Origin of the sequence: Roseomonas sp. 18066 (assembly GCF_902706185.1) — a bacterium.
Lineage (GTDB): Bacteria > Pseudomonadota > Alphaproteobacteria > Acetobacterales > Acetobacteraceae > Pseudoroseomonas.
This window is the reverse complement of sequence record NZ_CACSJM010000039.1, coordinates 12,325-25,298: the sequence shown is the minus strand read 5'-3', so window position 1 is coordinate 25,298 and position 12,974 is coordinate 12,325. Positions and strand designations below refer to the sequence as shown.

The 12,974-nt window shown below is 70.5% G+C and carries 10 protein-coding genes; 3 read left to right on the top strand and 7 right to left on the bottom strand.

The genetic code is table 11. The features are described 5' to 3' along the window. Positions 1-11: 11 nt before the first annotated feature. Positions 12-4,124, bottom strand: a complete 4,113-nt coding sequence (locus GVN67_RS10390; protein ID WP_159995527.1) for a M10 family metallopeptidase C-terminal domain-containing protein — start codon at positions 4,122-4,124, stop codon at positions 12-14. On the opposite strand from GVN67_RS10390, the gene GVN67_RS10385 reads away from it, so the two are divergent. Further along, positions 4,111-4,293, top strand: coding sequence for a hypothetical protein (locus GVN67_RS10385; RefSeq protein ID WP_159995525.1), 183 nt, complete (start codon positions 4,111-4,113; stop codon positions 4,291-4,293). The two genes, GVN67_RS10390 and GVN67_RS10385, sit on opposite strands and share 14 nt — an antisense overlap. Positions 4,294-4,318: 25 nt before the next feature. On the opposite strand, the gene GVN67_RS10380 is transcribed toward GVN67_RS10385, so the two are convergent. After that, positions 4,319-5,095: an enoyl-CoA hydratase/isomerase family protein gene (locus tag GVN67_RS10380; protein ID WP_159995523.1), complete on the bottom strand. Its 777-nt coding sequence runs from the start codon at positions 5,093-5,095 to the stop codon at positions 4,319-4,321. Positions 5,096-5,162: 67 nt separating this feature from the next. Between GVN67_RS10380 and GVN67_RS10375 the strand changes: the two genes are divergently transcribed. Next, a complete protein-coding gene (locus tag GVN67_RS10375; RefSeq protein WP_159995521.1) occupies positions 5,163-5,987 on the top strand; it encodes an IclR family transcriptional regulator in 825 nt (274 codons plus the stop codon). Positions 5,988-6,083: 96 nt separating this feature from the next. Then, positions 6,084-7,085, top strand: coding sequence for a tripartite tricarboxylate transporter substrate binding protein (locus tag GVN67_RS10370; RefSeq protein ID WP_159995519.1), 1,002 nt, complete (start codon positions 6,084-6,086; stop codon positions 7,083-7,085). A 42-nt stretch (positions 7,086-7,127) separates the two neighbouring features. On the opposite strand, the gene GVN67_RS10365 is transcribed toward GVN67_RS10370, so the two are convergent. From GVN67_RS10365 to GVN67_RS10345, 5 genes are all read right to left on the bottom strand, one after another. Further along, positions 7,128-8,294 (bottom strand): acyl-CoA dehydrogenase family protein, encoded by a 1,167-nt coding sequence (locus tag GVN67_RS10365; protein ID WP_159995517.1) that lies wholly within the window; start codon positions 8,292-8,294, stop codon positions 7,128-7,130. Positions 8,295-8,313: 19 nt separating this feature from the next. Continuing rightward, entirely contained in the window at positions 8,314-9,447 is a 1,134-nt protein-coding gene (locus tag GVN67_RS10360) for a CaiB/BaiF CoA-transferase family protein (RefSeq protein ID WP_159995515.1), read from the bottom strand. Positions 9,448-9,449: 2 nt separating this feature from the next. Next, positions 9,450-10,610, bottom strand: coding sequence for an acyl-CoA dehydrogenase family protein (locus GVN67_RS10355; protein WP_159995513.1), 1,161 nt, complete (start codon positions 10,608-10,610; stop codon positions 9,450-9,452). Positions 10,611-10,618: 8 nt separating this feature from the next. After that, positions 10,619-11,971 (bottom strand): MmgE/PrpD family protein, encoded by a 1,353-nt coding sequence (locus GVN67_RS10350; protein ID WP_235035223.1) that lies wholly within the window; start codon positions 11,969-11,971, stop codon positions 10,619-10,621. 94 nt (positions 11,972-12,065) lie between these two features. After that, positions 12,066-12,974, bottom strand: a complete 909-nt coding sequence (locus GVN67_RS10345) for an SDR family NAD(P)-dependent oxidoreductase (RefSeq protein ID WP_368667232.1) — start codon at positions 12,972-12,974, stop codon at positions 12,066-12,068.

Here is a 12,974-nt window from a genome sequence, read left to right as displayed (position 1 = left end):
TGGACCGGACCCTAGAGCGCCCAGAAATTGTAGCTGGCCAGGCTGGTGACGCCGGTCAGCGCGATCTCGAAATCCGGCGCCAGGTCGGCATCGACATTGCCGTAGAGGATGCCATTGCCGAAGACCAGCTGGCCGGCGCCGGTGATGCTGCCGGTGGGCGACAGGACAAAAGCCTGGTCGCCCACCTGGGTCAGGTCGGCATCGATGCCCGAGAGGTCGAGCTGGTCGACATAGGCGGAAGCGTTGAAATCGGTGATGACGTCGCGGGCGCTGCCCAGCCCGACATCGCCCTCGCTGAAGATGAAGCGGTCATTGCCCGCGCCGCCGGTCATGATGTCGGTGCCGGGGCCGCCGACCAGCCGGTCATGCCCCTCGCCGCCCAGCAGCATGTCGTTGCCGCTGCCGCCGAGCAGCAGGTCGTCGCCACCGCCGCCGGCGATGATGTCGTTGCCGCCCTGGCCATTGATGGTGTCGGCATTGCCGCCACCGGTCAGCACATCGGCGCCGCTGGTGCCCGACAGGGTCAGCGGCGCGGGAAGCTGGAAGATGCCGGGCGCGGTTTCCTCCAGCAGCCCGGCGAGGCCGGTCACCTGGATCGCGCCATCGGTGAAGCCGTCGCCATTCCAGTCGACCAGCAGGCTGCTGCCGTTCTGGCGGATTTCCGCCTCGCCGCCGGCCGAGAAGGCCGTGGCGCCGAGGAAGCGGCCGCCCAGGGCGGAAAGGTCGATGCGGTCGCCGACGCCGAGATCGACGATGGTGTCGGTGAAGCTGCCCAGCAGCTCCGGCTGGCTCCAAACGAAGCTGTCATTGCCGAGCCCCCCGGTCAGGATATCGCTGCCCGGGCCGCCATTCAGCGTGTCGTTGCCGGCGCCGCCATCGAGGATGTCGTTGCCGCCGGCGCCCAGCAGGATGTCGTCGCCGCCCGCCCCGGCCAGCACGTCGTTGCCGGCCTGGCCCTGCAGCGTCTCGGCGGCGGCGGTGCCGGTCAGCACCAGGTCGGCGACGCGGCGATAGATGCCGGAGCCGGTGAAGCTTTCTTCCAGCGGCACGCTGCCGGCGAGGCTGAGCGTGGCGTCCGCGCGGCCGTCGCCGTCGCTGTCCACCGCCAGCCAGGTGACGCCCAGCTGCCAGACGCGCAGCTGCGCCGTGCCGTCGGCGGCGAAGGCGCCGTCGCCCAGGAAGCGCGCCCCGAGCGCCGCGAGGTCGAGAAAATCGCCGGCCGCGAAATCGGCGATGGTGTCGCCCGCCATCTCGGCGGCGGAGGCGTATTTGAAGATGTCGTTGCCGGCGCCGCCGCTGAGCAGGTCGGCGCCCAGCCCGCCGACCAGCGTGTCATTGCCGGCGCCGCCGCGCAGCGTGTCGTTGCCGGCGCTGCCATTCAGCGTGTCGTTGCCGTCGTCGCCCTGCAGCACGTCGTGGCCCGACCCGCCCAGCAGCGTGTCATGGCCGGCGCCGCCGCGCAGCAGGTCGTCGCCGCCCAGCCCGTTCAGCACGTCGTTGCCGTCGAGCCCCGACAGGGTGTCGCGCCCGGCGCGGCCGGTCAGCCCGTCATTGCCGATGCCGCCATCGAGCACCAGGTCGGCGACGCGGCGCAGGATCTCGGTGCCGGCGGTCACCTCCTCCAGCGCGAAGTCGCCATCCATCGACAGCACGGCATCGGCCTGGCCGTCGCCATCGGCGTCGATCGCCAGGAAGGTCCAGCCCAGGTCGCGGCCCTGCCAGGCATCCAGCACCACCACCTGGCCGGCGAGGCCGGTGAAGCCGCCATCGGTGAAGCGCAGGTCGTCGATCAGCGACAGGTCGATGCGGTCCTCCGGCATCAGGTCGGTGATGCGGTCTTCCAGCAGGCCGATCTCGGCGACCGACTTGAAGCGGAAGATATCGGCGCCGCTGCCGCCGGTCAGCAGGTCGCGGCCCAGCCCGCCGATCAGCATGTCGTTGTCGGCGCCGCCGATCAGGATGTCGTCGCCGGTCTCGCCGCGCAGCGTGTCGCCGCCGGGGCCGCCCTCCAGCCGGTCGTTGCCGCCCCAGCCGACCAGGGTGTCGGCGCCCTCCAGCCCGACCAGCACGTCGTCGGCGGCATCGCCGATCAGGATATTGGCCGCCGCGTCGCCGGTCAGCAGCCGCGCCGGCGCCAGGGTCAGCAGGCGCGACCCGGTGGCGCTTTCGCGCAGCGCGCCGCTGCCGGTCAGGAACACCGTCTGCTCGGCCAGGCCGTCGCCATCGGCGTCGATGTCGATGCGCAGGCCGAGGCTGGTGCGCACCTGCCGCGCCTCCGGCCGGGCGCCGCTGAAGGGGTTGTCGCCCAGCCAGGTCAGCGCCCAGAAGGCGGTCAGGGCCAGCGTGTCGGCGCTGCTGAAGTCGAGGATGGTGTCGGTGTTGAACAGGCCGCGGTCGGGCTCGACGACGAAGATGTCGAAGCCCAGCCCGCCTTCCAGCGTGTCGCCGCCGCTGCCGCCGCGCAGCGTGTCATTGCCGTTGCCGCCGCGCAGCGTGTCGTTGCCGGCGCCGCCGATCAGCGTGTCGTCGCCGTCGAGGCCGGAGATCGTGTCCTGCCCGGCGCCGCCGGTCAGGGTATTGGCGGCGGCGGTGCCGTTCAGGATGCGGTCCTGCGCCACGATCAGGGTCAGCGACCCCGCCACCTGGCCTTCCAGCAGCTTGCCGCCGGTGTCGATGGCCGCCGTCGCATCGGCCAGCCCGTCGCCGTCGATATCGACAGTCATCGTGCCGCCGTCGAAGCGGATCTCCATGCCGGCGCCGGTGAAGCCGGCATTGCCGATGAAGCTGTAGCGCCCCATGGCCGAGAGGCTGAGCAGGTCGCCCGCCTCCATGTCGCGGATGATGTCGCCATCCAGCTCCGCGACGCTGGCATAGCGGAAAATATCCTTGCCGCTGCCGCCGCGCAGGATGTCGGCGCCCAGCCCGCCGACCAGCACGTCGTTGCCGCTGCCGCCGATCAGCCGGTCATTGCCGCTGCCGCCGGCCAGGGTGTCGTCGCCCAGCCCGCCTTCCAGCCAGTCATGGCCGCTGCCGCCATTGATCGTGTCGTTGCCGGCGCCGCCATAGAGCATGTCGTCGCCGGCCAGCCCGTTGATCGCGTCATTGCCGCCGGCGCCGTCGAGGCGGTCGGCGCCGCCGCCGCCATTCAGCGTCTCGGTGCTGTCGCTGCCGGTCACCTGCACCGAGCCGGCGCGCAGCAGCACGCGCGACCCCGGGCTGGTCTCCACCAGCATGCCGCCGCCGGAAATCCAGGCCTGGGCATCGGCGACGCCGTCGCCATCGAGGTCGAGCTGCAGCCACTTGCCGCTGAGGCGCATCTCGCCGGGGGTGCGGCTGAAGGCCTCGTCGGCGATATAGGCCAGGCTGGTCAGCCCGCTGAAATCGATGCGGTCGCCCTCGCCGAAATCGACCAGCCGGTCGCCGTCGAACTCGTTGTTGGCGCGGTAGCGGTAGAGGTCGTTGCCCGGCCCGCCCAGCAGCGTGTCGGCCCCGGCGCCGCCGACCAGCAGGTCGTTGCCCTCGCCGCCGGCCAGCACGTCATTGCCGGCGCCGCCCTCCAGCGTGTCGGCGCCGCCCAGCCCCGACAGCCGGTCATCCCCGGCGCCGCCGGTCAGGGTGTCGGCGGCCGCGGTGCCGACCAGGGCCAGCGGCGGGGCGGCGACCAGGATGCCGGAGCCGCCGGCGGTCTCGACCAGGCGCTGGATGCCATTGATGCTGAGCTGCCGCTCCACCGCGCCCAGCCCGCTGACATCGACCTGCAGCAGCGTCGCGCCGCCCAGATAGGCGATGCGCAGCTCCATGCCGGCGCCGGTGAAGGCGCGCTCGCCGAGGAAGCTGAGCCCCAGCCCGCTGAGATCGACCCGGTCGCCGAGAGAAAAGTCCATGATGCGGTCGAGATGCATCTCGGCCACGGCGCGATAGCGGAAGATGTCGTTGCCGGTGCCGCCATGCAGCGTGTCGGCGCCGCGGCCGCCGACCAGGATGTCGTCGCCTGTGCCGCCGGACAGGATATCGGCGCCCAGCCCGCCATCGATGACGTCGTTGCCGCCCAGCCCCTGGAGGGTGTCGTCCAGCGCCGTGCCGGTCAGCGTGTTGGCCACCCCCGTCCCGATGATCGTCGCCATGGTCGCGAAGCCCCCTTCCGTCCTGGAACAGCGCGCGACGGAGCTTCTGCCGGCCGGCCGGACGGTTTTACCACGGGGGATTTTCGCGCAGGGCCGCGCGCGGTGCCTCAACGTCGCGGCCGCGCGCCGCGACAATCACGCGGCGGCGATGTTCTTCACGCCAGGATGAACCGGCGGCCTTGCCGGGGCCGCGCCTATGTTCCGGTAAACTGCGGCGCCCGCTTGCCGAAGAAGGCCGCCTTGCCCTCGGCATGGTCGGCGGTCAGGAACAGCAGCGACTGGTAATGCGTCTCCTGCTCCAGCGCGCGGTCCAGCCCCTCGGCCAGCATCTGCTTGGTCAGCGCCACGGCCGCCGGCGCCTGCCCCGCCAGGAGGCGCGCCCTGTCCATCGCGGCGGCGAAGGCCTGGCCCTTCGGCACCACGGCATCGGCCAGACCCATCGCCAGCGCCTGCGCCGCGTCGATCGGCTCGCCATACAGCAGGATCTGGCGCGCCTTCGCATGGCCGACACGGCGCGGCAGGGTATGCGCCAGGCCCAGATCGGCCATCAGCCCGACCTTGCCGAAGGCGGCCGTGAAGCGCGCATCCTCGGCCGCCACCACCGTGTCGCAGGCGCAGGCCAGCGACAGGCCGGCGCCCGCCGCCCAGCCCTCGACGGCGGCCACCACCGGCTTGGAGCCGGCCACCAGCAGGCGGATCACCTGATGCGCCGGGCGCAGCCGCTCCCGCCCCGCCAGCACGCTGCCCACATCCATCCCCGACAGGTCGCCGCCGGAGCAGAAGGTGCCGCCCGCGCCCTGCACCACCACGGCGCGGATCTCGCGATCGCCTTCGACGCGGTCCAGCACCCGCGCCATCTCGGCACGCAACGCCGGGGCCAGCGCATTGCGCCGCGCCGCATAGTCCAGCGTCAGCACCAGCACGGCGCCGTCGCGTTCCTCGATCAGCCGCGGGGGGGATGGCTCGTTCATGCCGGCGTTTCCTTCTTCTGGGCAGGCAGGCTACATTCCGCATACGGGAAATCAATCGGGATATCGAATGGACAACCTGGCCCCAACCCCCGCCCCATCTCCCGACAAAGATCCCGCCACGCAGCGCGACGTCGGCGCCGTGATCCACGCCATCCGCATCCTGCAGCACCTGGCCGGCGCCACCGGGCCGCTCGGCGTCGCCGCCGTGGCGCGCGGCACCGGCATCAGCCCCAGCACCTGCTTCAACATCCTGCGCACCCTGACCCGCGCCCGCTTCGCCGCCTTCCGCGACAGCGACAAGACCTACACCCTGGGCCTGGCCGTGGCCGAGCTCGCCGCCGGCCTGATCGGCGTCAGCCACGCCCAGCTGATCCGCCCGGAGCTGGAGCGGCTGGCGCTGAACTACGATATGCTGATCGTGCTGTGGCGCGTCACCGAGGACGGCCACATCGTCCTGATCGACCGCGCCCACAGCCACACCGCCGTCCGCGTCGAGATGCGCGAGGGGCTGCGCCTGCCGATGCTGGTCGGCGCCGTCGGCCGCTGCGTCGCCGCCGCCCTGGACCTGCCGGTGGACGAGCTGCGCCGCCGCTTCGCCGGCCTCCGCTGGCAGTCGCCGCCCAGCTTCGAGGCCTATCTGGCCGATGTCGAGGAAAGCCGCCGCAGCGGCTGGAGCCTGGACAACAGCCAGCTCTATCGCGGGCTGATCACCATCGCCGCCCTGGTGCCCGACCAGCACGGCCAGCCGCGCTTCGGCCTGTCCGGCATCACCATCGCCGGCCAGCACCCGCCCGAGGTCTTCCCGCGCCTGGGCGAGGAGCTGCGGGATGTGGCCGCCTTCACCGGCAAGGCGCTGTTCCCCCGCCGCGGCGACATGCGCAATACGGAATAGCATTCCCTTTTTGGAATGACAGCCGGCGCGGCTTCGGCTCAACTTCCCCGCACGAACCGGACCGCCCAAGGCGGCCACGTCCCGAGGGAAGACAGCATGCTCACCATCCCGCGCCGCCGGCTGCCCGTCCTGGCCGTCGGCCTCGGCCTGGCGCCGAAAGCCTTCGCCCAGGCGCCCCAGCAGGAAGGCTGGCGGCCAACCCAGACCGTCCGCGTCGTCGTCCCCGCCGCCGCCGCCGGCACCACCGACATCATGGGCCGCCTGCTGGCCGCCCATCTGTCGCAGCGCTGGGGCCAGAACGCCGTCGTCGACAACAAGTCCGGCGCCGGCGGCACCCTGGGCAGCGCCGAGGTCGCCCGCAGCCGCCCCGACGGCCACACCATCCTGCTGGGCAATATCGGGCCCCAGGCCATCGCCTATTCGCTGTTCCGCAACCTGACCTACCGCGCCGACCAGCTGCTGCCCGTCTCCAACATGATCCGCGGGCCGAACGTGCTGGTGGTCCATCCCTCCCTGCCCGTCCACACCCCCCAGGAATTTCTGGCCTATCTCCGCGCCAACCCGGGCAAGCTGTCCTACGGCACCCCCGGCCTCGGCCAGTCGCCGCATCTCTCGGCCGTCTGGTACCACCAGCTGACCGGCACCCAGGCCACCGCCGTCCACTACCGCGGCGCCGGCCCGGCCATGGTCGCCCTCGTCGCCGGCGACGTGCAGTTCAGCTTCGACAACCTGACCAGCGCCGTCGAGCAGGTCCGCGCCGGCCGCGTCCGCGCGCTGGGCGTCACCAGCGCCGAGCGCAACCCGCAGCTGCCCGAGCTGCCCGCCATGCGCGAGACCCAGGCCGAGCTTGCCCACTACGAGGTGAACTCCTGGTTCGGCGCCTTCCTGCCGGCGGGCACGCCCGATCCCATCGTCAACGCGCTGAACGCCGAGATCAAAGCCCTGCTCGACCTGCCCGAAACCCAGAAGCGATTCGCCGAGATGGGGGGCGTGCCCTCCTATGGGACGCCAGCCCAATACGCGGGCTTCGTCAGGACCGAGACGGAGAAGTGGGGGGAAGTGCTGAAGAAGGAGGGTCTTCAGCTGGATGCCGGGTAGGAAGAGAAGGCCGGGGGGATAGTATCCCCCCGGACCCCGCCTTCAGTAAGATTTCGGCAGGCCCAAAACCTTCTCCGCGATGAAACACAACACCAGCTGCGGACTCACCGGCGCGATGCGCGGGATCATCACCTCCCGCAGATAACGCTCCACATGGTACTCGCGCGCATAGCCGAAGCCGCCATGCGTCATCACCGCCTGGGTGCAGGCCTTGAAGCCGGCCTCGGCGGCCAGGTACTTCGCCGCGTTAGCCTCGGCGCCGCAGGACAGGCCCTGGTCGTAGCGCCAGGCCGCCTTCATCACCATCAGCCAGGCCGCCTCCAGCTCCATCCAGCTCTCGGCCAAAGGATGCTGGATCGCCTGGTTCTGCCCGATGGCGCGCCCGAACACCCGCCGCTCCTTGGCATAGGCGGTCGCCCGCTGCAGCGCGACCACGCCCAACCCCACCGCCTCCGCGGCGATCAGGATCCGCTCGGGGTTCAACCCGTGCAGGATATAGTCGAAGCCGCGCCCCTCCTCGCCGATGCGGTCGGCCTCGGGCACTTCCAGCCCGTCGAAGAACAGCTCGTTCGAATCGACCGCCTTGCGCCCCATCTTCGGGATTTCCCGCACCTGCACCTTCGCCCGGTCCAGCGTGGTGTAGAACAGGCTCAGCCCCTGGGTGCGCTTCGCCACCTGCTCGATCGGCGTGGTGCGCGCCAGCAGCAGCACTTTCTCGGCGACCTGCGCCGTCGAGATCCACACCTTCTGCCCATGCACGACATAGTGGTCGCCGCGCTTCTCCGCCCGCGTCCGCAGCTGCGTCGTGTCGAGGCCGGTGTTCGGCTCCGTCACCGCGAAGCAGGCCTGCTCCGTCCCGGCGATCAGCGGCGGCAGCATCCGCGCCTTCTGCGCGTCATTGCCGAAGACCACGACGGGGTTCAGCCCGAAGATGTTCATATGTACCGCCGAGGCGCCGGTCATCCCGGCCCCTGATTCGGCGATGGTCCGCATCATGATCGCGGCTTCGGTGATGCCGAGCCCGGCGCCGCCGAGCTCAGCCGGCATGCAGACGCCCAGCCACCCATCCCTGGCCAGCGCCTGGTGGAATTCCGCGGGAAAGCGCCCGTCGGTGTCGCGCGCCAGCCAGTAGTCGTCGCCGAACCCCTGGCACAGCCGCGCGATCGCCTCGCGCAGCGCGTCCTGCTCCGCGCTCGCCGCAAAATCCATTTTGCTTTCCTTCGTTTCCTCAGCTGGCGGCGAATTCCCGCCGCACCGCCTCGGTCTGCGCCCCCAGCGCCGGCACCGCGCCATACTCCCGCGGCGCGCCGTCGAGACGCGCGGCGGGCGCGGCCATCGCCACCTCGCCATTCGGCGTCTGCACCACCAGCCGCCGCAGCGCCGGATGCGCCGCCAGCGCCGGCAGGTCGTTGACGAAGCCAAAGGCGGTGTTCGACGCCCGCAGCCGCTGCGCGCAGTCATCCCGCGTCAGCGTGGCGAAGACGGCGGCGACATGCGCATCCACTTCCGGCCGATGCGCCACGCGCTCGACATTGCTGCGGAAGCCTTCGCGCTGCGGCAGATCGGGCTCCTGCAGGAAGCCGGCGCAGAACTGCACCCACTCCCGCTCGTTCTGGATCGAGATCAGCACCAGCGCCCCGTCCGAGGTCGCGAAGGCGCCATAGGGACAGATCGACGGATGCGCCAGGCCGAGCCGCTGCGGCGCATTCCCCGTGCCTTCGAAATACAGCAGGGGCACATTCATCCAATCGGCCATGGCGTCGAACAGCGACACGCCGATGGCTTTCCCCTCGCCGGTGATGCCGCGCTCGATCAGCGCCTCCAGCACCGCGGCATGCGCCATGGTGCCGCAGGCGATGTCGCAGACCGAGACCCCGACCCGCCCCGGCCCCGCCGGATGCCCGGTGATCGAGGCCAGCGCGCTTTCCGCCTGCACCAGCAGGTCATAGGCCTTCATCGTGGCGTAGTCGCCGCTCTCGCCATAGCCCGAGATATCCACGGTGATCAGCCGCGGATGCTTCTTCCGCAGTTCCGCGCTGCCGAAGCCGGCCCGCGCCATGGCGCCGGGGGCGAGGTTCTGGATGAACACATCCGCCTTGGCCAGCAAGGCCGCCAGCAGCGCCTTGTCATCCGCCTGCTTGATGTCGAGGCAGACGCTTTCCTTGCCGCGGTTCAGCCAGACGAAATAGGTCGACTGCCCGGCGGCGGCCTTGTCGTAGCCGCGGGCGAAATCGCCCTCGGCGCGTTCGATCTTGATCACTCGCGCGCCGGCATCGGCCAGCTTCACCGAGCAGGTGGGCGCCGCCACCGCCTGCTCCATCGAGACCACCAGCAGCCCGGCGAGCGGCTTGCCCGGAACCATGCTCAATAGCTCCGCGGCATGCCAAGAACATGCTCGCCCAGATAGGACAGGATCAGGTTGGTGCTGATCGGCGCCACCTGGTACAGCCGCGTCTCGCGGAACTTTCGTTCGATGTCGTATTCTTCCGCGAAGCCGAAGCCGCCATGGGTCTGCACGCAGGCCTCGCCGGCGGCCCAGCTGGCCTCGGCGGCCAGCATCTTGCCCATGTTCGCTTCCTCGCCCGGGTTCACCCCGGCCTCGAACTTCTCCAGCCCCTTCTGCACGATGGCCTCGGCCGCGCGCATCTGCGCATAGGCCCGCGCGATCGGGAACTGCACGCCCTGGTTCTGCCCGATCGGCCGGCCGAACAGCACGCGCTCCTTGGCGTAGCCGACCGACTTCTCGATGAACCACTTGGCGTCGCCGATGCATTCCGCCGCGATCAGCAGCCGCTCGGCATTCATCCCGTCCAGGATGTAGCGGAAACCCTTGCCTTCGACGCCGACCAGGTTCTCCGCCGGCACCTCCATGTTGTCGAAAAAGACCTCGCAGGAATTGTGGTTCATCATGGTGCGGATCGGCCGGATGGTCAGGCCCTTGCCCAGCACCGTGCGCATGTCGACGATGAAGGTCGACAGCCCTTCGGTCTTCTTCGTCACCTGGTCGCGCGGCGTGGTGCGCGCCAGCAGCAGCATCAGGTCGGAATGCTCGGCCCGCGACGTCCAGATCTTCTGGCCGTTGACGATGTACTTGTCGCCCTCGCGCTTCGCCACCGTGCGCAGCGCCGTGGTGTCGGTGCCGCTGGTCGGCTCGGTCACGCCGAAGGCCTGCAGCCGCAGCTCGCCGCTGGCGATCTTCGGCAGGTACTCGGCCTTCTGCCGGTCGTTGCCGTGCCGCAGGATGGTGCCCATGATGTACATCTGCGCGTGGCAGGCGGCACCGTTGCAGCCCTGGCGCTGCACCTCCTCCAGGATCGCCGCCGCCGCCGACAGCGGCAGGCCCGAGCCGCCGAACTCCTCCGGGATCAGCGCCGCCAGCCAGCCGGCCTCGGTCAGGGCGTTGACGAACTCGGTTGGGTAGCCGCGCACCTCGTCCAGCTTGCGCCAGTATTCGCCGGGGAAGCGGGCGCAGAGCTTCGCCACCTCGGCGCGGATTTCGGCATGGTTGTCGGTCTGGTCCATCATGCGATCTTTCAGGCGGCTTCGGCGGGGCTGCGCAGCAGCGCGGAGACGTCGTTCAACCGGTCCATCCGCGCGATGGTCTCGGCCAGGGCAGCGGCCGCATCGGCCCCCAGCACCGCATCGGCCAGCCCGCCGAACTTGGCGCGCAGCTCGTCATCGGTCAGGAAATTCTCGGGCTCGCCCTTCGGCACGATCACCGTGCGGGTGAAGGTTTTTCCCCGCGCCCGCACGGTCAGCTTGCCGGACATATTGGCCGGGAATTCGGCTTCGATCTCCGGGTCGTTCTCGCAGGTGATCTTCTGCATCAGCGCTTTCCGCGCCGGGTCCTGAAGCTGGGCATAACTGTCCCAGCCCATCTGCCCGGTGGCCAGGGCGGTGGCGATGACGAAGGGCCCGCTGAACTGCCCGTCGACGATATTGGTCGGGTTCGCCTTGCGCTCGGCCGGCGACCCCACCAGCAGCATCCCCGCCCGCGAGATGCCCAGGGTGGCGCCTTCGATCTCGCTGGCCTCGAGGCCCAGCTCCGCCCGCAGCGCCAGCGCCGCGTCGATCCCGGCATGGCCCCAGCGGCAGGACGGATAGGGCTTCACCCCCGTCAGCATCAGCTCCCACACCTGGCCCAGATCCTGCAGCACGCGCGCCGGCTGCGGCGCCGGGGCATAGGCGTTGAGGAAGCCGTGCTTGCCCTCGATGGCCTCCGACGCGCCCTTGAAGCCCTCCCGCGCCAGCGTCGCCGCGGCGAAGCCCGACATCCCCGCCCAGCCCACCTGGAACCGCTTGGTCCAGGCGCCATTGGCCAGGAACTGCAGGCTGCCCGCGCTCTGGCTCAGCGCGATACCCAGCGCCGACGCCATCCCCGCCGCATCCAGCCCGAAGACCCGCGCCGCCGCCGCCGCCGCGCCGAAGGCGCCGCAGGTGGCGGAGGGGTGGAAGCCGCGGTCGTAATGCGCCCCCGCCGGCAGCGCCAGCGCCAGCCGCAGCGCCACCTCGTAGCCGGCGACGATGCCCGCCAGCACCTCCGCCCCCGAGGCGCCGACCAGCTCGCCGGCGGCGATCGCGGCCGGGATCACCGGCGCGCCGGGATGCACCACGGCGACCGCATGGGTGTCGTCGAAATCCAGCGAATGGCCCAGCGTGGCGTTGATCAGCACGGCGCCGGCCGGGCTGTAGGTGGCGGGATCGGCGAAGACCCGGGCGCTGCCATGGTCCAGCCCCAGCGCCTTCACCGCGGCCAGCAGCGCCGGCGTGCTCTCCGCCTCATGCCGGGCACGGACGATATTGCCGACGAGGTCGAGCACCAGGTCGCGCGCGCGCGCCACCACCTCGGGCGGCAGCGCCTCCAGGCGGAGGCCGGACGCGAACACGGACAAGTCCTGGGTGATGCCCATCGGCGCTGCTCCCACTTGAAAAAGGCCGGGGGAAGGAATTCCCCCGGACCCCCATCTTCTTTCTGTCAGATTAGACAGGATCCCAGGAAAAGACATCGCCGCTGCGCTCGAGGGCCACGAACGCGGCCTTGAAGCTGGGCAGCGCATGCTCGGCGATCAGCTCGGGGGTCCAACCCTCCGAACGATGCGCGCTGCGCACCGGGCGCGGCTGGCTGAACAGGAACAGCTCGTTGTTGCGGGCGGCGAAGATCTGGCCATTCACGTCCTTCGCGGCATCGCTCGCCAGGAACACCGCCAGCGGCGCGTTCTTCTCCGGCGTCATCCGCTTCAGCTTCTCGACGCGGGCCTTCTGCTCCGGCGTCTCGGCCGGGATCGAGCTCGTCATCCGGCTCCAGGCGAAAGGCGCGATGCAGTTGGACCGCACGCCGAAACGCTGCATGTCCAGCGCGATCGACTTCGACAGCGCCGCCACCCCGAGCTTGGCCGCCGAATAATTCGCCTGGCCGAAATTCCCGATCAGGCCGGAGGTCGAGGTCATGTGCACATAGGCGCCCGAGCCCTGCGCCCGGAAATGCTCCGCCGCCGCGCGCGAGACGAAGAAGCTGCCGTTCAGATGCACGTTGATGACCGCGAGCCACTCTTCTGCCGAGGTCTTGTGGAAGATCTGGTCGCGCAGGATGCCGGCATTGTTGACCACGATGTCGACGCGGCCGAAGGCGTCGATCGCCGTCTTGACGATGTTGCGCGCGCTGTCCCAGTCGGAGACGCTGTCGGTGTTGGTCACCGCCTGGCCGCCGCGCTGCTCGATGATGTTCTTGGTCTGCTCGCCGGGTGTCGCCGAGGTCTCGCCCTCGCCGGTCAGCGAGGCGCCGATGTCGTTGACCACCACCTTGGCGCCCGCCAGCGCCATGGCCAGCGCGATCTCGCGCCCGATCCCGCCGCCGGCGCCGGTGACGATGGCGACCTTGCCTTCAAGCAT